At 62.5% G+C, this 22675-nt stretch carries 20 protein-coding genes; 8 read left to right on the top strand and 12 right to left on the bottom strand.

The window, feature by feature from the left end; all coding sequences use genetic code 11:
* Nucleotides 1-86: 86 nt before the first annotated feature.
* Nucleotides 87-1739, top strand: coding sequence for a 3-(methylthio)propionyl-CoA ligase (locus D9M09_RS13450; RefSeq protein ID WP_121669544.1), 1653 nt, complete (start codon nt 87-89; stop codon nt 1737-1739).
* A 6-nt stretch (nt 1740-1745) separates the two neighbouring features.
* Here the strand turns inward: D9M09_RS13450 and D9M09_RS13445 are convergent, their stop codons facing one another.
* The 4 genes from D9M09_RS13445 to D9M09_RS13430 are packed head-to-tail and all read right to left on the bottom strand — an operon-like array spanning nt 1746 to nt 6683.
* Nucleotides 1746-3278 (bottom strand): chemotaxis protein CheW, encoded by a 1533-nt coding sequence (locus tag D9M09_RS13445; protein ID WP_240453636.1) that lies wholly within the window; start codon nt 3276-3278, stop codon nt 1746-1748.
* Nucleotides 3265-3795, bottom strand: a complete 531-nt coding sequence (locus D9M09_RS13440) for a chemotaxis protein CheD (protein WP_121669543.1) — start codon at nt 3793-3795, stop codon at nt 3265-3267. The genes D9M09_RS13445 and D9M09_RS13440 overlap by 14 nt, the downstream gene beginning before the upstream one ends.
* Complete coding sequence (locus D9M09_RS13435) at nt 3792-4616, bottom strand: CheR family methyltransferase (protein WP_070311878.1); 825 nt, start codon at nt 4614-4616, stop codon at nt 3792-3794. Before D9M09_RS13435 ends, D9M09_RS13440 begins: the two co-directional genes overlap by 4 nt.
* Nucleotides 4617-4619: 3 nt before the next feature.
* Nucleotides 4620-6683: a methyl-accepting chemotaxis protein gene (locus tag D9M09_RS13430; protein WP_121669542.1), complete on the bottom strand. Its 2064-nt coding sequence runs from the start codon at nt 6681-6683 to the stop codon at nt 4620-4622.
* A gap of 555 nt (nt 6684-7238) precedes the next feature.
* On the opposite strand from D9M09_RS13430, the gene D9M09_RS13425 reads away from it, so the two are divergent.
* Nucleotides 7239-9326 (top strand): 3-hydroxyacyl-CoA dehydrogenase NAD-binding domain-containing protein, encoded by a 2088-nt coding sequence (locus D9M09_RS13425; RefSeq protein WP_121669541.1) that lies wholly within the window; start codon nt 7239-7241, stop codon nt 9324-9326.
* Nucleotides 9327-9429: 103 nt separating this feature from the next.
* On the opposite strand, the gene D9M09_RS13420 is transcribed toward D9M09_RS13425, so the two are convergent.
* The 4 genes from D9M09_RS13420 to D9M09_RS13405 all read right to left on the bottom strand — a co-directional run bounded on the left by D9M09_RS13420 (nt 9430) and on the right by D9M09_RS13405 (nt 12375).
* Complete coding sequence (locus D9M09_RS13420; RefSeq protein ID WP_121668350.1) at nt 9430-10389, bottom strand: IS110 family transposase; 960 nt, start codon at nt 10387-10389, stop codon at nt 9430-9432.
* A 297-nt stretch (nt 10390-10686) separates the two neighbouring features.
* Nucleotides 10687-11535 carry an alpha/beta fold hydrolase gene (locus tag D9M09_RS13415; RefSeq protein ID WP_121669540.1) on the bottom strand — a complete coding sequence of 283 codons (849 nt, stop codon included), beginning with the start codon at nt 11533-11535 and terminating at the stop codon, nt 10687-10689.
* Nucleotides 11536-11635: 100 nt separating this feature from the next.
* Nucleotides 11636-12034 (bottom strand): VOC family protein, encoded by a 399-nt coding sequence (locus D9M09_RS13410; protein WP_070288494.1) that lies wholly within the window; start codon nt 12032-12034, stop codon nt 11636-11638.
* A 101-nt stretch (nt 12035-12135) separates the two neighbouring features.
* Nucleotides 12136-12375: a DUF2798 domain-containing protein gene (locus D9M09_RS13405; protein WP_070288493.1), complete on the bottom strand. Its 240-nt coding sequence runs from the start codon at nt 12373-12375 to the stop codon at nt 12136-12138.
* A gap of 110 nt (nt 12376-12485) precedes the next feature.
* Between D9M09_RS13405 and D9M09_RS13400 the strand changes: the two genes are divergently transcribed.
* A complete protein-coding gene (locus D9M09_RS13400; protein WP_121669539.1) occupies nt 12486-13439 on the top strand; it encodes a LysR family transcriptional regulator in 954 nt (317 codons plus the stop codon).
* Between the two features lie 115 nt (nt 13440-13554).
* A complete protein-coding gene (locus tag D9M09_RS13395) occupies nt 13555-13758 on the top strand; it encodes a hypothetical protein (protein WP_070218363.1) in 204 nt (67 codons plus the stop codon).
* A 110-nt stretch (nt 13759-13868) separates the two neighbouring features.
* Here the strand turns inward: D9M09_RS13395 and D9M09_RS13390 are convergent, their stop codons facing one another.
* A complete protein-coding gene (locus D9M09_RS13390; protein WP_070218362.1) occupies nt 13869-15569 on the bottom strand; it encodes an MFS transporter in 1701 nt (566 codons plus the stop codon).
* A 228-nt stretch (nt 15570-15797) separates the two neighbouring features.
* On the opposite strand from D9M09_RS13390, the gene D9M09_RS13385 reads away from it, so the two are divergent.
* The 4 genes from D9M09_RS13385 to D9M09_RS13370 all read left to right on the top strand — a co-directional run bounded on the left by D9M09_RS13385 (nt 15798) and on the right by D9M09_RS13370 (nt 18971).
* Nucleotides 15798-16976, top strand: a complete 1179-nt coding sequence (locus tag D9M09_RS13385) for an acetyl-CoA C-acyltransferase (RefSeq protein ID WP_121669538.1) — start codon at nt 15798-15800, stop codon at nt 16974-16976.
* 126 nt (nt 16977-17102) lie between these two features.
* On the top strand, nt 17103-17405 hold the full coding sequence (locus tag D9M09_RS13380) for a Dabb family protein (RefSeq protein ID WP_121669537.1): 303 nt from the start codon (nt 17103-17105) through the stop codon (nt 17403-17405).
* An 84-nt stretch (nt 17406-17489) separates the two neighbouring features.
* Complete coding sequence (locus D9M09_RS13375; RefSeq protein ID WP_121669536.1) at nt 17490-18485, top strand: NADP-dependent oxidoreductase; 996 nt, start codon at nt 17490-17492, stop codon at nt 18483-18485.
* A 60-nt stretch (nt 18486-18545) separates the two neighbouring features.
* A complete protein-coding gene (locus D9M09_RS13370; protein ID WP_121669535.1) occupies nt 18546-18971 on the top strand; it encodes a GNAT family N-acetyltransferase in 426 nt (141 codons plus the stop codon).
* 119 nt (nt 18972-19090) lie between these two features.
* Here D9M09_RS13370 and D9M09_RS13365 read toward each other — a convergent pair whose 3' ends face one another.
* From D9M09_RS13365 to D9M09_RS13355, 3 genes are all read right to left on the bottom strand, one after another.
* A complete protein-coding gene (locus D9M09_RS13365) occupies nt 19091-20101 on the bottom strand; it encodes an ABC transporter permease subunit (protein WP_121669534.1) in 1011 nt (336 codons plus the stop codon).
* Nucleotides 20102-20125: 24 nt separating this feature from the next.
* Entirely contained in the window at nt 20126-21625 is a 1500-nt protein-coding gene (locus D9M09_RS13360; RefSeq protein ID WP_121669533.1) for a sugar ABC transporter ATP-binding protein, read from the bottom strand.
* 77 nt (nt 21626-21702) lie between these two features.
* Entirely contained in the window at nt 21703-22638 is a 936-nt protein-coding gene (locus tag D9M09_RS13355) for an ABC transporter substrate-binding protein (RefSeq protein WP_121669532.1), read from the bottom strand.
* Nucleotides 22639-22675: the final 37 nt, after the last annotated feature.

The raw sequence follows: 22675 nt of genomic DNA, 5'->3' as shown, positions 1-22675 counted from the left end.
GCGTTGACGATTTCCGCACGACCGTACGAAACTAGGAAAAATCTGTCAATTCCAACAATAACCGAGTAGCTACCCCAGGAGACACGATGTCGGCATTCCCCTTGAGTCCAGTGATGGGCCAGATGATGAATCAGCCCCTGCTGATTTCCAGCATTATCGAGTTTGCAGCGCGTCATTATGGCGGCAGCGAAATCATTTCGCGCCGGGTGGAAGGCGATATGCACCGCTACACCTACCGCGATTGTCACCAGCGCGCGCGCCGGCTGGCCAATGCCTTGCATGGCCTCGGCATCGGCATGGGCGACCGCGTCGCCACCCTGGCCTGGAATGGCTATCGCCACCTGGAAGCGTACTATGCCGTGTCCGGCTCGGGCGCTGTGCTGCACACGATCAATCCGCGCCTGTTCCCCGACCAGATCGCCTACATCTCGAACCATGCGCAAGACCAGGTTTTATTGTTCGATCTGACCTTTTTGCCCGTGGTGGAAAAAATCGCCGCCGACTGCACCTTCGTGCGCCATTTCGTGCTGATGTGCGACCGGGAGCGGATGCCCGCCAGCAGCACCATCCCCGACCTGCTGTGCTATGAAGACTTGATCGCCACGCATTCGGACGACTACGCATGGCCCTTGTTCGACGAGAACTCGGCCGCCACCCTGTGCTATACGTCGGGCACGACGGGCAATCCCAAGGGCGCCCTGTATTCGCACCGCTCGACCGTGCTGCACGCGTATGCGTCGGCCATGCCCAGCGCCCTGAACGTGCGCGCCTCCGATACCGTGCTGCCCGTCGTGCCCATGTTCCACGTGAACGCCTGGGGCTTGCCGTATTCCGTGCCCCTGTCCGGCGCGCGCATGGTGTTTCCCGGCGCGGCGCTGGACGGCAAGTCGCTGTATGAATTGTTCGAGGCCGAAAAAGTGACGTTCTCGGCCGGCGTGCCCACCGTCTGGCTGGGCTTGCTGAACCACGCCTTGCAGAATAACTTGACGTTTTCCACCTTCCGCCGCACGGTGATCGGCGGCGCGGCGTGCCCGCCGGCCATGATGGACACCCTGATCGACAAGTTCGACATCGAGGTCATCCACGCCTGGGGCATGACGGAAATGTCGCCGCTGGGGACGGCGGGCGGCTTGCAGACCAAGCACCTGGACTTGCCGAAGGACGAGCAGCGCAAGATCCTGCAAAAGCAGGGCCACGCGATCTACGGCGTGGACATGAAGATCGTCGACGACGACGGCAAGGAATTGCCGTGGGATGGCGTGGCGTATGGCCATCTGCTGGTGAAGGGACCGTGGATCATTTCCTCGTATTACAAGAACGAGGGCGGCGAGGTGCTGCAGGACGGCTGGTTCCCCACGGGCGACGTGGCCACCATCGATGCGGACGGCTACATGCAGATCACGGACCGCAGCAAGGACGTGATCAAGTCGGGCGGCGAGTGGATCGGCACCATCGACCTGGAAAACCTGGCCATGGCGCACCCGGCCGTACTGCAGGCGGCCTGCATCGGCGTGTTCCACCCGAAATGGGACGAGCGTCCCGTGCTCGTCGTGGTGTTGCGTCCCGGCATGACGGTCACGCGCGACGCCTTGCTGCAGTTCTTTGAGGGCAAGATCGCCAAGTGGTGGACGCCCGACGACGTGCTGTTCATCGACGCCTTGCCCATGGGCGCCACGGGCAAGATCCAGAAGAACAAGCTGCGCGAGCAGTTCAAGGGACACCAGTTGCCGGGGATGTAAGGAATCCTAGGCCGCTCGCGGCAGCGCCGTCTCCAGCTTTTCCAGCAGATGATCGCACTGGAAGACGGACAGGGTCTGGCGCTGCGCCTCCGTGCCGATGTCGATCATTTCATCCATTTCGCTGCGCAGATCGTCGTGTTCTCCCGTGCGGATGATTTGCGGCGCCGCAAAGCGCTGGCTGTCGGAGATGGTCATGATGTTGTCGACGTGGTCGACGAGGAAGCCGTAGCGTTCGGCGCCCCGTTCCACGATCAAGATCTTGCCGCTGCTGGCGTCCGGCAGGGCCGGCATCGCATACAGCTGGCGCAGATCGATGATGCTGATCATTTGCTGACGCAAGTTGAGCATGCCGAGCATGCAGGCCGGCATCCCCGGCGGCGTGGTGATGGCGTGGCTGAAATCGATGATTTCGCGCACTTGCCCGATTTCCACGGCGAAGCGGGTTTCCACCGTAAAGGTGATGTAGACGCGGCGCCGCGCCTTGTGCTTGGCGGCGCCCGTTTCCGTGTCGGCCGGGTACAGGCGCGCGTGGCCGTCGCGCATCTCGACGATCTCCGCCTGCGACAGGATGTCCTTGTGGTTCAGGAAAATGATGTCGCCCAAGCCTTCTTTCGTGATGCAGCCGGCGAACATGGCGGCGCGCGCCTTGCTCAGCAGGGGAATCGGCAGCACCTCGTCGCCAAAGAAATGCACGATGCTGTCGACGGAGTCGACGAGGAAGCCCACGGTCGTGCCGTCGAGGCGCACGACGATGACACGCTGGTCCGGCGTGGCTTCCCTGGCCGCCTTGCCGCACGCAGGCGCCTGCAGCAGGGCGCCGAAGTCGACGACGGCCACCTGGTTGCCGCGGAAATGCATGCGCCCCAGGCACAGTTCGTTGTTCAGCAGGGAACTGTGCAGCTCCGGCACCTTGATGATTTCCTGGATGGCCAGCATTTCGAAGGCGAACGTGGCGCCGGCCGCATGGAAGCTGACGCACTGGCGGCGTTCGCTTTGCGCATGGTAGCGGGCCGTGCTCAGCTTGGCGCCCGTCGCCTGCAGGGCCAGTACGTGGGGCACGTTTTCGATGCGCAGCAGGGCGTGCGGGTCGAGTATCTGCAGCAGGCGCGCGCCGCCGTCGAGCAAAATCGTGCCGGCGATGACGGCCTGTCTGTCGCCGGCCGCATATTGCAGGGCGCTGCGCGCACTGGCGGGCACGCGCAGGATTTCGCCCGTATCCTGGAAGACGATGCCGATCAGTACTTGCTGGAAATCGAGGATGGCGATCTTGTCCGTGGCCACGGCGCGCGGCGCATCGGCGCGGAACAAGCGCCCCAGGTTGACCACCGGAATGACGCTGCCGCGCAAGGTGAACATGCCTTCCAGATACGCGGGCGACAGGGGCAGGGCCGTGACTTTCGCGGGGTAGTTCACCACTTCGCGGATGCAGCTGGCGGGCAGGGCGAATTCATCGCCGCCCAGGTGGAAGGAGCCGAACAGTTCGGCGGCCGTGTCGCTTGCGCCATGGGCCTGCAAGCCCGTCGCTTCATGCATATCCATATGCGCCTTCCTTGCGTGGAATCCATTCGGGTGGCGCCACCACCTCGGTGACGGCGTAGCTGTGCCGGGCGCAATCGATCAGCAACTGGCGGCCGTGGCGGCCTCCCAGCGCGCAAAAACTGACGTGCAAGCCGCACTGGGCCAGGTATTTTTGCGCCGCCTCCGCGTTTTGCCGGCCCACCTGCAGGCGGCCATGGACGTGGGCGGGGCCGAACATGCTGGCGCCGCCCGCCAGCACCACCTCGATATCGGCATAATCGGCCTGGCGCACGCCCATCAGGCGCAGCAGCGAGGGCACGGCCTGGCTCACATAGCGGGCGCCAAGGGCATGCTCGGCACCGGGCGCTTCCGGCAGCAGGCAGTGGGCCAGGCCGCAGCAGGGGCCGTTCTTCCAGATGAAGCCGATGCCGATGCAGGAGCCGAGCAAGGCTTGCAGCTGCTCGCCATGCGTACCGACGCTAAGTTGCCCCATGCCAACATGTTGCGGCGCCAGGCCATGTTCGATGATGATGCTCATGCGCTGCCCGCCTTGTAAATCATGGGAAATTCGAACTGATAGCCGGTACCGAGGCGGGCGATCGTTTCCGACTCGCCCAGGATCAGCCGGCCTTCATCCTTGAGACTCAGGCGCGTCTGGCGCAGCACGGCTTCCTGGTGCTCCGCGTCGAAATAAATCAGTACATTGCGCAGGAACACCAGGTCGAATTGGCGCGCCGGGCGCAGCGCTTCGAGCAAGTTATGCTGGGCAAAGCTGACATGCTGCCGCAGCTCGTCGTTGACCTTGACGCCATATGGCGCGGGCGAGAAATATTTGCGCAGCAAGTCCGGGTGCGACAGCCGGATGCGCTCGACGGAGCGCCCGCTGTACTGGCCGGCCTTCGCCGCCGCGAGGATCTGCTGCGAAATGTCGCTGGCCAGGATCTGGTAGCGGAAGGCGGGCACTTGCAGCTTGAATTGCTCGCACAGCATGGCGATCGAATACAGCTCCTCGCCACTGGCGGCGGCCGCCGACCAGATGGCGAGGCAGCCGTCGGGATGGGCGCGCGCCCAGGCGGGCAGGTAGCGGTCGCGGAAGTAATCCCAGACCTGCGGCGTGCGGAAGAACAGGGTGTCGTTGGTGGTCACCAGGTCGATGAAATGGGCCACCTCGTCGCGGTCGCTGGCCACCCGGTCCAGGTACGCCTGGTAGCTGTGCAGGGACAGCGCATGCAGCCGTGGCTGCAAGCGCCGTTCCAGCAAGACGCTCTTGCGCGCGGTCATGGCGATGCCCGTATGCTGGCGCACCAGCGCGATCAGGGTCGTCAGCACCTCGGGCGTCAAGGTGGCCGCGTGGCTCATGGCCTACACCACGAAGCCGGAGACAGTCTGGTTCAGGCTGCCCGCGCGCTCGTTCAAGCCATCCGTCGAGCGGGCGATGCTGTCGCAGTTGGCGGCCGACTTTTCCGTTTCCTCGGCGATGTACTGGATCGCCGTCGACACTTCGCGCGCCGTCAGCAGCTGCTCGTTGGCCGCCTTCGAGATATCGGAGATGGCCAGCGTGGTCTTGGCCACGCCCGAGACGATCTTGTCGAAGGCGTCGCTGGCCTGGCGCGAAATCTCGCTGCCGGTGGACACCCGCTTGACGGATTCGTTGATCAGCTTGGAAATTTCCTTGGTCGCCTGCGAGGAACGCTCGGCCAGCTTGCGCACCTCGTCGGCGACGACGGAAAACCCCAGGCCGTGCTCGCCCGCGCGCGCCGCCTCGATGGCCGCATTGAAGGCCAGCATGTTGGTCTGGTTGGCGATTTCGCTGATGACCTTGACGATTTCGCCGATGTCTTCCGACGAGCGGTTGATCAGGTCCATCGCCTCGATCGATTTGGCGACGGCGCGCGCGCCCGATTCCGCTTCCTGCTGCGTGGCTTTCGCCAGCGAATCGGCGTTCGAGGTGTTTTCCGCGATGGAATTGATGGAAAACGTCAAGCCGTCGATGGAGGCGTTCATTTCTTCCACCGTGGCCCCCAGCGCCTGCGTGCCCACGGCTACGCCCGTGGCCCGTTCGGCGATGGTGTGCGAAGCCTCGGCAAAGCCGTTGGCCGCCGATACCACGTTGCCGATGACGCCGCGCAAGTCGACGATCATCTTGCTGATGCCGCCGGCCAGCAAATCGATCGGTTCGCCGCCTTCGGGCACGATATGGCAGGTCAGGTCGCCTTGCGCCGCGCGCGCCACCGAGTCGAGCAGGGCATTGACCTTGCGGCTGTCGTTGGCGGCCTTGGCCTGGATGCTGTTTTCCAGGTTCACCTGGTCCGTGATGTCGATGGCGAACTTGACCACTTTATACGGCTTGCCGTTCAGGTCCAGGATGGGGTTGTAGGTCGCTTGTATCCACACCACCTTGCCATGGTTGCCCAGGCGCTTGTAGCGGCCCGCGTCGAATTCGCCCCGGTTGAGCTTTTGCCAGAACTTCTTGTACTCGGCGCTGCCCGCATACTCGGGCTCGCAGAACATGCGGTGGTGTTCGCCCTGGATATCGCTCAAGTCATAGTCCATGACGGCGAGGAAATTGCCGTTGGCATCGAGCACCTTGCCCTGCATGTCGAATTCGATCACGGCCTGCGCCTTGCCGATTGCGCTGACCTTGCCTTCGTATTCGGCATTGCGCTTTTTCAGGGCCGTCACATCGCTGGCGAACTTGACCACCTTGAAGGGGCGGCCCTCCGCGTCAAAGATGGGGTTGTACGAGGCATTGAGCCAGATTTCGCGGCCGTCCTTGGTCACGCGCTTGTATTCGCCCGCGTCGAACTCGCCCTTGCCCAGTTTTTGCCAGAACTGCGCGTACTCCGCGCTCTTGGCGTACTCGGGCTCGCAAAACATGCGGTGGTGCTTGCCTTCGATCTCGTCGAGCGTGTAGCCGACGGACTTGAGGAAATTGTCGTTGGCGCGGATGATGGTGCCGTCGAGCCGGAACTCGATCACGGCCTGGGCCTTGCTGATGGCGTCGATCTTGCCTTCATAATCGGCGTTGCGGTGCTTGCTGGCCGTGATGTCGGTGGCGAACTTGATGACTTTATACGGTTTGCCGTCCGCGTCGAGGATGGGGTTGTACGACGCGTTGATCCACACTTCGCGGCCATCCCTGGCGCGGCGCTTGTATTCGCCCTGGTCGAATTCGCCGCGTGCCAGCTTGGCCCAGAAGTTGGCGTATTCGGCCGTTTTTACATACTCGGGATCGCAGAAGATGGCATGGTGCTTGCCTTGCACCTCGGCCAGGCTGTATCCGACGACACGCAGGAAATTGTCATTCGCATGCAGGATGGTGCCGTCGAGTTCGAATTCGATGACGGCCTGGACACGGTTCAATGCAGTATTTATCGCTTCTAAGTCCAGATCCTGCGTGGGGCTGACATGGCTGGCTGCGTCCATAGTATGTCCTTCGATATGAGAAGAGGAATGGGGGCGATAAGGCTGCTGTTATTATTTTTCTGCTATCGGTATAAGGCAAGGATGTCATTGCACCGGCCGTGATTTGGTGATAATCGGTGAGAATGTGCGCAATGAACTGCCGCCCATGTTTTTTCTGCGCGTGGCCCTATGGTAGATAAATTGTAGAGTATTGATTTGAATCAATAATTTTATTATTCCCCAGCGTCTGTCGAAAAACAAGGGGAGGGAATAAATAATGTAAGAATTGTCGTAATTACCCCATGCCGGCATATCACAAACGCATTCCTTCGCAGAATAAAACGACGTTATTATTATTGTGGTTTTGTTATTTGAATGAATATCCAATTGATAGCTTCTGCCGGAGTTTGCCGCTTGTAGCAGAATCGATTCGCAAACGATGTTGTACCATGGCGTAGCATGCTGGCGGCCGCGCGCACACGACAAAAATAATACGAGCGTTCTTTTATGCGGTATAGTAAAGCTTCATCCCTTGCAACCACCTCATACGTTGAGCAAAACCAATAAGGAAGAGACATGAGTGCTGAATATCAAGTGAACGGCGCCGTTGCCGTCATTACCCTGGCCAATCCGCCCGTCAATGGTCTGGGCCTGGCGACGCGCACGGCCGCCGTGGCCGGCATCCGCCAGGCGCTGGAGGACGAGTCCGTCAAAGCCATCGTCATCACGGGCGCCGGCAAGGCCTTTTCGGGCGGCGCCGATATCAAGGAATTCAATTCGCCCAAGGCGCTCACGGAACCGACCCTGCACACCCTGATCAACGTCGTCGAACAGTCGACCAAGCCCGTCGTGGCGGCCATCCACAGCGTCTGCATGGGTGGCGGCCTGGAGCTGGCGCTCGGTTGCAACTACCGCGTGGCGGCGCCTGGCGCGCAGATGGCCTTGCCGGAAGTCAAACTCGGCATCTTGCCGGGCGCGGGCGGCACGCAGCGCCTGCCGCGTGTGCTGGGCCTGGAAATGGCCCTCAACATGATCGTCTCGGGCACGCCCGTGGCGTCCGAAAAACTGGCCGGCACGGCCCTGTTCGACGAAGTCATCGCCCCCGGCGCCGACTTGCTGGCCGCCGCCGTGGCCTTCGCCACGAAGATAGCCGACGTGCGCCCGCTGCCGAAAGTGCGCGAGCGCAAGGTCGATTACCCGAACCATGAAGCGTTCCTGCAGTTTTCGCGCAATACCGTCAAGGCCATGTCCGGCCCGTTCCCGGCGCCGCTCAAATGCGTGGACGCCGTGGCGGCCGCCGTGACGATGAAATTCGACGATGGCTTGAAGTACGAGCGCGAACTGTTCATGCAACTGGTGCAGTCACCGGAATCGAAAGCCCTGCGCCACGCCTTCTTTGCCGAACGGGTCGCCAGCAAGGTGCCCGACGTGCCTGCTGATACGCCCGTGCGCACGATCGCCAGCGCGGCCATCGTGGGCGCCGGCACCATGGGCGGCGGCATCGCCATGAACTTCGCCAACGCGGGCATTCCCGTGATGCTGCTGGAAACGAAGCAGGAAGCGCTGGACAAGGGCCTGGCCACGATCCGCAAGAATTACGAAAACACGGTCAAGAAGGGCAAGCTGACGCAAGAGAAGGCCGAGCAGCGCATCGCGCTGGTCAGCGGCACGTTGGCGTATGCCGACATCGCGCAAGCCGACATCGTCATCGAAGCCGTGTTCGAAGAGCTGGGCGTGAAGGAAGCCGTCTTCAAGCAGCTTGACGCCGTCATGAAGCCGGGTGCCATCCTTGCCTCGAACACGTCCACCCTGGACCTGGACAAGATCGCCGCGTTCACGCAGCGCCCGCAGGACGTGATCGGCACGCATTTCTTCAGCCCCGCGAACGTCATGAAGCTGCTGGAAATCGTGCGCGGCAAGGAAACGGGCAAGGACGTGCTGGCGACGGCGCTGGCGCTGTCGAAAAAGCTGAAAAAAACGGGCGTCGTCTCGGGCGTATGCGACGGCTTTATCGGCAACCGCATGATCGAGCAATACAGCCGCCAGGCCGGCTTCCTGCTGGAAGAAGGCTGCTTGCCGGAGCAGGTCGACAAGGCCGTCGAGAAGTTCGGCTTTGCCATGGGCCCGTTCCGCATGGGCGACCTGGCCGGCAACGACATCGGCTGGGCCATCCGCAAGCGCCGCTACGTGGAAAAGCCGGACGTCACGTATTCGAAGACGGCCGACCTGCTGTGCGAAATGAAACGCTATGGCCAGAAGACGGGCGCCGGCTGGTATGACTACAAGGCGGGCGACCGCAAGGCGTATCCGTCGGAACAGGTCAACGCCATGATCGTTCAGCACTCCGCCGACATCGGCGTGACGCGGCGCAAGATCGGCGACCAGGAAATCGTCGAACGCCTCGTGTATGCGCTCGTCAATGAAGGCGCGCGCATCCTGGAAGAGGGCATCGCCTTGCGCGCCTCGGATATCGACATGGTGTATCTGACGGGCTACGGCTTCCCGCTGTTCCGCGGCGGCCCGATGTTCTACGCGGACACGGTGGGCTTGCCGAACGTGCTCGATACGATCGCCGGCTACGCCAAAGGCCGCCACGGCGAAGCGTGGACGCCGGCGCCCCTGCTGGTGAAGCTGGCAGGCGAAGGCAAGGGTTTCAATAGCTAAGCCGATGCCAACAGTATTGTCGGATTACGCGAGGCGAAGCCTCGCTAATCCGACCTACGGTTTGACAAGGGGCTCAAGAGCCGGGTAGATACTGTTATCCCCGTCAAGCGGCGTGCAAGGCCGGATCAAATATTTTTCCCGACCTGAGCACGCCGAATGCCACGTGCACCAGCTTGCGCATCATGGCGCCGATGATCAGCTTGGGCGCTTTGCCGGCGTCACGCAGACGCTGACCGAAGCGCTTGCCCCAAGGCGTCTTATGCACTGCCACCATGGCCGGCATGTACAGTGCCTTGCGCAGGAAACTGTGGCCGACCTTCGACATGCGTGGCTTGCCACGCACGCTGGAACCTGACTCGTGCTGGCGCGGATCGAGGCCCGCAAACGCCACCGCCTGCTTGGCGCTGTCGAAGCGCTCAGGATTGGCGTAGTAGGACAGCAGCACGGGAATCGTGCGCTCGCCCAGGCCAGGGATGCTATCGAGCAATTCGCGCTTGCCGCGTAAATCCGGGTCGTCATCGATATGACGGCGGATCGCCAGGATCAGCGCCTTGATCTCGGCGTCGAGCCAGGCAATATGATCCTCGATACCCTGGCGTACCGCCGCGCGCGCCACTTCAAGCCGGTTGCTTTCCTGCTGGCGCATCGCTTGCAAGGCATCGAGGCGCAGCACCAGCGCGCGCAGCGATTGCTCGGCCGGCGATGGCGCCTGCCAGGGCTCTGGCTGGCGTTCATGGGCGAAGTCGGCGATCAGCTGTGCGTCGACCTTGTCGGTCTTGGTGCGCACCAGGCGTGAAGCGCTGAAGGCCTTGATCTGGGCTGGATTGATGACACTGACCACCATGCCAAGTCCAGCGAGATATTCGGCAACCCCTTCCCAATACGTGCCCGTCGCTTCCATGCACACCCTGGGGCTGCCGGCAGCATGCTTCAGCAGCCATGCGTGGAGCGCGGTGAATCCTTGGTGGTTGTTCTCGACAACCTTGTTACGATGCTTGCCGTTGGGCAGGCGCAGCGCGCAGTCGAGCTTGGCCTTGGCAACGTCGATTCCTAAATTAAACATGCTGTGGTCCTCTTGCGATCTACCTTGCAAATGCGGGCTAACCGGCATGCCGGTGCCAAAGATACTGTCCGATCTTGACATGGAGGATGGGTAACTGGTGCGAGATCTACGGAGCTGGCTCGGGGCCTAAGGGCGGATACGGCATCCAGTTACCCGGTCTTGATATGCCTATCAAGATTTTGACAGCGGTCGATACCGTTCGCAATACCACGAACGGCATGAGGGGAATAATACAAGGTCGGATTAGCGGCGGCACGCCGCGTAATCCGACACCACCACGGACGCCAGCAAGCATGTTTACTTCTTCTTCGCCACCATCTTGACCGCCTCGTTGACGATGACGGGGTTGTCTTTCTGGATGTAATAGCCGGCGCCCGTGATGCGCTCGATGGCCGGCGCGCCGGACAGGCGCTGCCAATCCTTTTCCTGCGCCCGCACCACGTTTTCAAACGAGCCCATTTCCTCGATGCCGAACTTGTCGCGCACCAGCAGCATGGCGGGCACGCGCAGCGGGCTGTTCATGTCGACGTGTTGCAGACATTGCGTCTGGGCATCGAATTCGGCCGATTCCGTACTGTTGAACATGAGTTTGCGCCGCGTCTTCACGAGCATGGCGTAGGTGGACGCGTCTGTCTGCAGGCGGTTCCACTGCTGCGGGTGCGTGGGGTCGAGGAGGACCAGGCCGGCCACGTCCTGCGGGTACAGCCTGGCATACACATACTGGTACAGCCCGCCCAGGCCATGGCCGACCAGTATATACGGCGGCTTCAGGCCCGCTTGCGCCAGCAGGGCGCGCTGCTGGGCGGCAATGGTGCAGGGATCGCGCGGCGTGGTGGTCTTCTGGCTGTCGCCATAGCCGGGACGGTCGTAGACGAGCACGCGGTGCTGCCGGGCGACTTCCGGCACGACCTTGGCCCATACATCCTTGCCGTCGCCCATGGCCGACTGGAACACGACGGGCAAGCCGTCCTGGCCGCTCAGGGTATACGCGATGCTGGCGTCGGGCAGGGCCGCAGTGGCCGGCACACCTGGCGTGGCCGGGGCGGATGGAAACAGAGAGCAGCCGGAAAAACAGCCTGCCAGCAGCAAGCCGGCGCTGGAGAGGAGCATGGTGCGCGCGGGGCGGCCGACGAATAGATGATGCATGAATCTCCTTCTTTGTTCACGGACCGGTATGGCGTGCCAGCCATTATAGGCAAATCGTCTCGAAGTGGAAATGCCGAACAGAGCCGGATTTCCCCACCTGTCAGCCGGCCTCGGCGCGGTGGCAGACGGCTTCGATCCGGTTGCCGTCCGGATCGAACAGAAAGGCCGCGTAATAGCTGGCGTGATAGTGGCGCAGGCCGGGCGCGCCCAGGTCGATGCCGCCATGCGCCAGTCCGGCCTGCCAAAACGCTTCCACGGCCGCGCGCGAGGGGGCCTTGAAGCAGCAGTGGCGGCGCGGCGCGTCGTCGGGCTGCGGGCCCAGGCGCACGGAAAAGTAGCTGCGCTCGGGGTGCTGTGCATCGCTGCGCTCGCCGTAGCCTATCCAGGCGTTGGCATGGTCGCTGCCTACCTTGGGCACGTCGAGCGCGGCAAAGACGGCGTCATAGAAGCGCTCGGCGCGTTCCAGGTCGCTGACGGTGAGGGATACGTGATCGAGCATGGGCACTCCGCTGTAAAAAACAGGACGGCCATAGCATAGCCCGGATCAGGGCGGCCGTGGGCGGCAGTGACCGAGTGATACCGTTGCTGGTTGACTGCCGGTTAAGGGTGGCGGGCGAGCCGCGCCACGATGTTGCGGCTCATCAGCTGCACGCGGGGCGCGAACAGCATCACGGCGCAGAAGGCCACGGGCCAGGCGGCAAAGAAGGCATGGCGCCAGCGGGGCAGGAAGTCCGCCTGCAAGCCGATATTGAGCCAGGTGACCCAGGCGCTCATCAGCAGGGTCATGAGCAGCGACATCAGGAAGGCAAATACGCAGCGCAGGCGCAGGGCGTCGGACATGGGACACTTTCAAAATGGTGAAGATATGCAGCGTAACAACTTGCAGCAATCTATACTAGAGCCATATTTTTAATTTCAAATTCCGAAAATGCAATCATGCTTGACGAATCATGCTCGATGACCTAGCCCTGTTTGTCGCCATCGTCGAGGCGGGCAGCCTGCATGCGGCGGCCGTCAAGGAAGACTTGCCCGCCGCCACCGTCACGCGCCGGCTGCAGAAGCTGGAAAGCCAGCTCGGCTACCGTTTGCTGAACCGCAGCGCGCGCCGCCTGCAGCCGACGGCGGAAGGCTGGCAATACTACGAGCAGTGCAGACCCCTCGTGCACGCGCTGCGGCAGGCGACGCAGCAGCTCGACGCCAGTCTGTCGGCCGTTTCGGGCAGCATCCGCGTGCTGGCGCCCGTGAACTTTGCCAGCGGCTTGCTGACGCCGGCCTGGGTCAGTTTCATGCAGCAGTATCCGGATATCCGCCTGGAGCTGGAACTGTCGAACCTGCTGCAAGACCTCGTGGGCAGCGGCGCCGACCTGGCCATCCGCGTGGGCGCACTCGACGATTCCTCGCTGATGCAGCGCCGCCTGGGCAGCGCCGCGCTGGTGATGGTGGCCGCGCCCGGCTACCTGGCGCGCGCCGGCGTGCCGCGCGACTTGCAGGACCTCGAGCGGCACGAGCTGATCGTGGCCGAACCGTTGCGCAGCTGGCGCTTGCGGCGGCCCGGCGACGGCGCCGAAATGCTGATCGAGCCGCAGGCGCGCCTGCGCGTCAACGAAATGCGCCTGGCCGTGGAGATGGCCGACGCGGGCATCGGCATCTTGCTGTGTCCGCTTTTGCAGTGCCGCGACGAGGTGGCGCGCGGTTCGCTCGTGCGCGTGCTGCCCGACTGGATGCCGCAGCCGCGCCATGTGTATGCCGTGTGGACGCAGCGGCGCTACCTGCCGGCCCGCGTGCGCGTGCTGCTCGAGCACCTGGCGGCGTTTGCGGCGGCCAACCCGCTGTTGAATGAGGATGCCGGTGCCGATGAGGTGGCTGCCCTGGCGCGCGGCACGCCGGGAATCCTTTCTATTTAGTAATACCGAGCGCTTGTACTTTTCGCCAGGATCGCGTTAAGATAAAGCTGCACGCTTATCCAGCGGGCAATCTGGTGTTTTTTCGCGCAATCCGTCCCTATCCATGAGAGTAGCAATGAAATATCTGATCGTTCCCTTCTTGCTGGCCATCACTGGCTGCGAAGTACTGTATGACGCGAACCGGGACAAGATCGGCGAGTATTGCAACAGCCTTAATAATTTCGACGACCGCAACGCCTGCCGCAAGCGCAACCAGACCAGCTACCAGGAATACGTGCAGCAGCGCGACCAGCTGAAAAAGGGCAAGAGCGAAAAATAGGCTTGCCGCCGCCTGCGCCGCATACGCTGCTTAAAAAAACAAACGCCGCTGACCAGTCAGCGGCGTTTTGCTTTGCGGGCCCCGGCCTGGCGGCCGGGGCTTGCATCGGATCAGTCGTCGGCGTAGATATTGTTGTCCTTGGTTTCCTTGACGAACAGGGTGCCGATCACGACAGTCGCCAGGGCGACGACGATCGGATACCACAGGCCGTAATAGATATCGCCCTTGAAGGCCACCAGCGCGAAGGCCGTGGTCGGCAGCAAGCCGCCGAACCAGCCGTTACCGATATGGTAGGGCAGCGACATCGAGGTGTAACGTATACGCGTCGGGAACATTTCCACCAGCATGGCGGCGATCGGGCCATACACCATGGTCACGTACAGCACCAGGATGAACAGCAGCAAGACGACCATCGGCTTGTTGATCTGGTCCGGATCGGCTTTCGCAGGGTAGCCCGCTTCCTTGATGCCGGCGCCGATTTCTTTCTTCAGCGCTGCTTCATGGGCCTTGCTCTCGGCATCGAAGTTCAGGCCGTCCGGCGTCATGACGGCGTTAAACGAGGTAAATTCCTTCGCACCGATGCGTACCTTGGCGATGCTGCCCGCTGGCGCGTCTTCCTTCGTGTAGTTCACCGAGCTGTTCGACAGGAAGCCCGTGGCGATGTCGCACGACGACGGGAACTTCTTGGTGCCGGTCATGTTGAACTGGAAGTGGCAGGAAGCGGGATCGGCCACCACCACCACTGGCGAGTTCTTCAGTGCAGCTTCCAGCTGCGGATTGGCGAAGTGGGTCAGGCCGTTGAAGATCGGGAAGTAGGTCAGGGCGGCGATCAGGCAGCCGCCGAGGATGATGTACTTGCGGCCGATGCGGTCCGACAGGCTGCCGAAGAACAGGAAGAACGGCGTGGCCAGCAGCAGGGCGATGGCGACGAGCACGTTGGCCGTGGCCAGGTCCACTTTCAGGGTCTGGATCATGAAGAACAGGGCGTAGAACTGGCCCGTGTACCAGACGACGGCCTGGCCGGCGGTCAGGCCGATCAGGGCCAGGATGACGATCTTCAGGTTTTTCCACTTGCCGAACGCTTCCGTCAGCGGCGCCTTCGAGGTCTTGCCCTCGGCCTTCATCTTGGCAAATGCCGGCGATTCATTCATGGCCAAGCGGATCCACACGGAAATACCGAGCAGGATGACGGAAACGAGGAAGGGAATGCGCCAGCCCCAGGCCTCGAAATCCTTCTCGCCGGTCGCCAGGCGGGTGCCCAGGATGACCATCAGCGACAGGAAGAAGCCCAGCGTTGCCGTCGTCTGTATCCACGCCGTGAACGCGCCGCGCTTGCCTTCAGGCGCGTGCTCGGCCACATAGGTGGCTGCGCCGCCGTATTCGCCGCCCAGCGCCAGGCCTTGCAGGATGCGCAGGATGACGAGGATGATCGGTGCGGCGATGCCGATGGACGCATGGCCCGGCAGCAAGCCGACGATGAAGGTGGAGCCGCCCATGATCAGAATCGTGATCAGGAAAGTGTACTTGCGGCCGATCATGTCGCCCAAGCGGCCGAAGACCAGCGCGCCGAACGGACGCACGATGAAGCCGGCGGCAAAGGCCAGCAGCGCGAAAATGAAGGTGGTGGTGGGGTCGCCGATGAAGAATTGCTTGGCGATGATGGATGCCAGCGAACCGTACAGGTAAAAATCGTACCATTCAAAAACGGTGCCGAGCGAGGATGCAAAGATGACCTTGCGTTCCTCGGGCGTAATCGGCGTTCCCTTGGTGGACATTTTCCGTACGTCGGCCGAGCCGGATGGTGATGCCATGGTTTGTCTCCCTATGTTTTATAGTGAACTGGTGCCGAGGTCTTTTTGACCATTCTTGCAACAGCTTGGGGCGAGTGTGTTCTCCGAACCTTACGTCATGCTTGCTTGAAACTTACACCAAGCTTACAAATTGCTGATCATTCCAACTTTGCGAACGACCGTACTTAAATGTGCTATTCTCATTCCGCAGACACCCCACCCAATAATATCCCCACAAGGAGACACAGCATGAATGAAGCCGTCATCGTATCGACTGCCCGCACGGGCCTGGCCAAGTCCTGGAAGGGCGCGTTCAACATGACGCATGGCGCCACCCTGGGCGGCCATGTACTGGCGGCCGCCGTCGAGCGCGCGCGCATCGAGGCGGAAGAAGTGGAAGACGTGCTGGTCGGCTGCGCCTTCCCCGAAGGCGCCACGGGCGGCAATATCGCGCGCCAGGTGGCCTTGCGCGGCGGCTGCCCCGTCACCACGGCCGGCATGACCGTTAACCGCTTCTGTTCCTCGGGCTTGCAGGCCATCGCCCTGGCGGCGCAGCGCATCATCGCGGGCGAAGGCGATATCTATGCGGCCGGCGGCGTGGAATCGATTTCCTGCGTGCAAAATGAAATGAACACGCATATGTACAGGGAAGTCTGGCTGCAGCAGCACAAGCCGGAAGTCTACTGGCCCATGCTGCAGACGGCCGAAACCGTGGCCAAGCGCTATCAGATTTCGCGCGAGCGCCAGGATGCCTACGGTGCGCAAAGCCAGCAGCGCGCCGCCGCGGCCCAGGCGGCCGGCCTGTTCGATGCGGAAATCGTGCCGATGACCACCGTCATGGGCGTGGCCGACAAGGCCAGCGGCATGCTGGTGTCGCGCGAAGTGACGATTGCCGCCGACGAAGGCATCCGTGCCGACACAACGTATGACGGCGTGGCGAAGATCCGCCCCGCCATGCCCGGCGGCGTCATCAGCGCCGGCAATGCCAGCCAGTTCTCCGACGGCGCGTCCATGGCCATCGTGATGAACGCGAAAGTGGCCGAAGCGAAAGGCCTGCAGCCGCTGGGCATCTTCCGCGGCTTTGCCGTGGCCGGCTGCGAACCTGATGAAATGGGTATCGGCCCCGTGTACGCGATTCCGAAACTGCTGAAAAAGGCGGGCTTGACGGTGGCCGACATCGGCCTGTGGGAACTCAACGAAGCGTTTGCCGTGCAAGTGCTGTATTGCGCCGACACCCTGGGCATCCCCATGGACCGCCTGAACGTGAACGGAGGCGCGATTGCCGTCGGCCACCCGTACGGCGTGTCGGGCGCGCGCCTGACGGGCCACGCTTTGATCGAAGGCAAGCGCCGCGGCGTCAAATACGTGGTGGTGACCATGTGCATCGGCGGTGGGCAGGGCGCGGCCGGGCTGTTCGAAGTGCTGTGATGCTTGCTTGACAGCCAGTCTGCGGGCGGCCTGAGTGCCGCCCGTTTTCTTTTGCCGCTCACTTTCTGCAAGGCACGCCGATAGCGGGTACAGTAATGGTTCATTAATAAACAAGCAGCTGCCACCATGCTCAAGCACATCGTTTTCTGGAAACTCAAAGACCACGCCGAAGGCGCCGACCGCGCCACGAATGCCCTGAAACTGAAGGCCCTGCTCGATTCCTGTTCGGATTTGGTGCCCGGCATCCTGAAATTCGAGGCAGCCGTGGCCCAGCCGGGCCTGGAAGCGACCTACGACATCGTCCTGTACAGCGAGTTCGCCAGCCGCGAAGCGCTCGATGCCTACCAGAACCATCCCGAGCACGTGAAAATCAAGCCGTTTTTTGGGGCGGTGCGCGAAGCACGGCAATGCATGGATTACGAAGTGTAAATCCGGGGTCAGACCCGCCGGGTCTGACCCCAGCTCTTGCGTTACGGGCTAAATTCTGAATTCACCCCACAAACAGGAACCCTTATGACCACTTACCAACGCATCGTCCTCGCCTCGCGTCCCACGGGAGAAGTGCAGCCGGATAACTTCCGTCTGGAAACTGTCGAGATTCCCGCCATCACGGATGGCCAGCTGCTGGTGCGCAACCAGTTCCTGTCGCTCGATCCCTACATGCGGGGGCGCATGAGCACGAATAAAAGCTATGCGGCGCCGCAAGCGCTCGATGAAACCATGATCGGTGGCACGGTGGGCATGGTGCTCGAGTCGAAGCATCCAAAGTTCGCCGTGGGTGACACGGTGGTGGGGACCCTGGGCTGGACGGAAGTGGCCGTGTCGGATGGCACGATGCTGCGCAAGGTCGATACGACGCACATCCCCGCGTCGGCCTACCTGGGCGCCGTCGGCATGCCGGGCATGACGGCATGGTATGGCTTGAACCAGATCATGGCGCCGAAAGCGGGCGAAACGGTGGTGGTATCGGCCGCCAGCGGCGCCGTGGGCAGCGTCGTGGGCCAGCTGGCGAAACTGAAAGGTTGCAGGGTGGTCGGCATCGCGGGCGGGGCGGAGAAGTGCGCGTATGTCGTCGACGAGCTGGGTTTCGATGCCTGCGTCGATTACAAGGCGGGCAACTTGGAAGCCGACCTGGCCGCGGCCACGCCGGACGGCATCGACGCCATCTTTGAAAACGTGGGCGGCGCCGTATTCGACGCGGCCCTGGCGCGCACCAACGCGTTTGGCCGCGTGGCCCTGTGCGGCTGGATAGCCGGCTACAACGGCGAACCGACGCCGCTCAACAATGCGCGCTTCATCCTCACCAACCGCCTCACCATGCGCGGTTTCATCGTTTCCGAGCAGCCGGAATTCTGGCCGCAAGGCTTGGCGGAGCTGGGTACCCTGGTGGCGACGGGCAAGCTGAAATTCCGCGAATCCGTGGCCGAGGGCCTGGCCAGCGCGCCGGAAGCCTTCATCGGCCTGTTGAAAGGCCGTAACTTCGGCAAGCAGCTGGTCAAGCTCAGCTGATCTCCCTCTCGAAAGGCAGGCCGTGCGACAATAACGGCCTGTTTCTTTCTACATTACACCATGACCAAGCACACCATCCGCCTCGGCGACTGGGCCACCCTGGGCCTTGATGCCACCGCCATCCGTTTTGAAGTCTTCGTCGATGAACAGAAAGTGCCGGCCGAGATCGAACTCGACGACATGGACGCCGTCTGCCTGCATGCCGTGGCCTATGACGACGCGGGCAACGCCGTCGGCACGGGCCGGCTATTGCCCGATGGCCACATCGGCCGCATGGCCGTGCGCCAGCCGGGCCGCGGCACGGGCGTGGGCGGCGCCATTTTGACCATGCTGATGGACAAGGCGCGCGAACGCGGTGACCTGGCGGTGGTGTTGAACGCACAAACCGTGGCCGCGCCATTCTATGCGCGCCACGGTTTCGTGCAGCAGGGGGAACAATTTGAAGAGGCGGGGATTGCGCATGTGGAGATGCGGCTGGTGTTTTAACGGTGCTTCCGGTGTTGTCGGATTACGGCCCTTCGGTCCTAATCCGACCTACGCCGGCCTGTGGCGGCTATGGTAGGTCGGGTTAGCGCGAAGCGCGTAACCCGACACCACCAGCGCCATCAATTCTGTGCGTGCGACTGGCGCCATTTATCGAGGATCACGGCCAGCACGATCACGACACCTTTCGCCACATACTGCCAGAACGACGACAGCCCCAGGATCGTCAAGCCATTGTTCATCACGCCGATGATCAGGGCGCCGATGACGGTGCCCCAGACGGAACCGACGCCGCCCATCAGGCTCGTGCCGCCGAGCACGACGGCCGCGATGGCGTCCAGCTCATAGCCCGTGCCCCAGTTGCCGTTGGCCGCATACAGACGGCTGGCCGACATGGCGCCGCCCAGGCCCGCGAACAGGCCGCTGATGGTGTAGACAAACATCAGCACGAGACCGACCTTGATGCCCGTCAAACGGGCCGCCTGGATATTGCCGCCGACGGCATAGATATGCAGGCCCAGGGTGGTCTTGCGCAAAATAAACCAGGTCAGCAGAACGACGGCCGCGGCCAGCCAGATCAGCCAGGGCACGGCCAGGAAGCTGCCGTTGCCCATCCATTCGAAGCTGGGGATTTCCGTGTTCAGCACGCTGGTGCCGTCGGCCAGCAGATAGGCCGCGCCGCGCAGGGCCGTCATGGTACCCAGGGTCACGACAAACGGGTTCAGGCCGACGAGGGCGACCAGCACGCCGTTCAGCGCGCCCAGCAGCAAGCCGACGATGAGGAAGGTGGGAATCGAAAAGCCGGCGAACTGGGCAGACAAGGACATCAGCATGCCTGCCACGGCCGAGACGGCCAGCACGGAGCCGACCGATAAATCGATGCCGCTGGTCAGGATGACGAAAGTCATGCCCGAGGCCAGCACGATGTTGATCGACACCTGGCGGAAGATGTTCATGGTGTTGTTGCTGGTCATGAACGTGGACGTGCCGTCGGCCGAGAAATACACGGTCAGGCCATACATGGCCAGGTACAGCACGACCAGCACGGGCAGCATGCCCAGGCGGCGCATCAGGTTCGAGGCATTGAAGGGTTCGCCGGCGCGCGGGGCGCCGCGGGTGGTACTCGTTGTCATGGTCTATCTCCTGAATGATTATTCTTATGCCGCTTCCAGCTGGGTGGCGTAAGCGAGGATGTTTTCCTGCGTGATATCGTCGCCCGTCACTTCGCCCGTCAGCCGTCCTTCGCACATCACCATCACGCGGTCGCAGATGCCGACCAGCTCGGCCAGTTCGCTGGAAATGCACAGGACGGCCGTGCCCGCGTCCGCCAGCTGGTGGATGATCTTGTAAATTTCGCTCTTTGCGCCCACGTCCACGCCCCGCGTCGGTTCGTCGAGGATGAGGACTTTCGGCGCGATGGCCAGCCAGCGCGCCAGCAAGACTTTCTGCTGGTTGCCGCCGGACAGTCCCCCCACGATGCCTTCCGGACCCGAGACCTTGACGTTCAGGTTGGCAATCGCCTCGCGCGTGAGCTGCGTCAGGGCGCCACGGTTGACCACGCCCGCCGTCGAATGTTTGGACAGGATATTCATCGACATGTTTTCCATGGCCGACAATTGCATGAACAAGCCCAGGCTCTTGCGGTCTTCCGGCAGATAGCCGATGCCGTGGCGGATGGCCGCCAGCGGCCGCTGGATGTGCACTTCCTGGCCGTCGAGCCACACTTGCCCCGATTGCTTCTTGTCCGCGCCAAAGATCAGGCGCGCCAGTTCCGTGCGGCCCGCGCCCACGAGTCCCGCCAGGCCCGTCACTTCGCCCGCATGCAGGGCGAACGAGGCGGGCTTGACCTTGCCGCCGCCCACGTTTTCCACGCGCAAGCGTTCGGCACCGCGCGTGGTGCGGCGCTGGTGCGAATAAAAGTCGTCGGCAGGGCGGCCCACCATCATTTGCACGACTTTCTTTTGATCCAGCTCATCCTTGCCCAGCTCGCCCACATAGGCGCCGTCGCGCAGCACCGTGATGCGGCGCGCCAAACGTTCCACCTCGGCCATGCGGTGGCTGATGTAGAGCACGGCCAGGCCCTTGTCGCGCTGTTCTTCGATGATGCGGAACAATTGTTCTGTTTCCCGGTCGGACAGGGCGGCCGTCGGCTCGTCCATGATCAGGATGCGGCTTTCGTGCACGAGGGCGCGGGCGATTTCCACCTGCTGCTGCTCGGCGATCGACAGGGTCGAGACCATGGTGTCGGCGTCGAAACGGGAACCGAGGTCGGCCAGGATGGCGTTCGTGCGCGCGCGCATCTCGCCGCCCTTGACGGTCCAGAACGGGCCTTGCGGCTCGCTGCCCATGAAGACGTTCTGCGCCACCGTCATGTTCTTGGCCACGCTCAGTTCCTGGTAAATCAGGTTGATGCCCAGGGCGCGGGCCTCGCCCGGGTTGCGGATCTTGATCGGCTTGCCGTCGAGAAGGATTTCACCCGCATCGGGGGTGTACACGCCCGATAAAATCTTCATCAGGGTGCTCTTGCCGGCGCCATTCTCTCCCATCACGGCATGGATTTCGCCGCTGCGCACCGTCAGGTGCACGCCGCGCAGCGCGCGCGTGGCGCCGAAGCGCTTCTCGATGCCGCGCATTTCAAAAATAATATTGTCGCTCATGACTGTCCTTCCTTGCTGGTGAAACTGGCGCCGCCCGCGAACTGGCCGGCGGCGCCACGTGGTTCAGGTCAGGCAGATCAGTTCTTTACCCAGCCCGTGTAGGTGGCGACGTTTTCCTTGGTGATGGCCGGGGTCGGCAACAGCACCATGGTCTGTTTCGGCGTGCGGCCGTTCATGATGTCGTAGCCCATCTGCACGGCGTCCGTTGCCATGCGGTACGGGTTTTGCGCCGAGGTGGCGGCAAACAGGCCGGCCTTGTTTTTCAGGGCGTTCTGGCCATCGGGCGCGCCATCGACTGCCGTGATCAGTTTCACGTCCGTGCGTTTCGATTGCTTGATCGCCAGTTCGGCGCCGATGCCCGTCGGATCGTTGATGGCGAACACGCCGTCGATCTTCGGATGGGCCGTCAGCAAGTTCGACATCACGGTCATGCCGCCGTCGCGGCTGCCGCCCGCATTCTGGTTGTCGGACAGGATCTTGATATCCTTGAACGCGGCCAGGGTCTTCTTGCAGCCGTTCACGCGGTCGATCACGGACGTGACCGGTGGGCCGTTGAGGATCACCACATTGCCCTTGCCGCCGATCTGCTTGGCCAGGTAGGCGCACGAGACGTCGCCGGCCATGGTGTTGTCGGACATCACGGTGGCCGAAGCGCCCACGGCGCCCACGTCGACGGCGATCACGACCACGCCCGCATTGCGCGCTTTCTTGATGGCCGGGGCGATGCCCTTGGAATCGACGGCGTTCAGGATGATGATGTCGGTTTTATTGGCGATAAAGTTTTCGATCTGGTCCACCTGGGTGTTCAGGTCATACTTGCTGGACACCGTGGTGACTTTCACGCCGGGGCCGCCCAGCTTTTTCGCGCTTTCTTCCGCGCCGCGGCCAATCGCGACAAAAAACGGGTTGGCCAGGTCGCCCACGCTTACGCCGATCGATTTCAGCGGTTTGTCGGCGGCGAAGGCGCCGCAGGCGGCGGACAGCAGCAGGGTGGCGGTAATGACTTTTTTCATGAGGATCTCCAAGGGTTTTTATTGTAAAAACAAACGG

The organism is Janthinobacterium agaricidamnosum (assembly GCF_003667705.1).
GTDB lineage: Bacteria > Pseudomonadota > Gammaproteobacteria > Burkholderiales > Burkholderiaceae_D > Janthinobacterium.
This window is presented reverse-complemented; position numbering and strand designations above follow the sequence as displayed.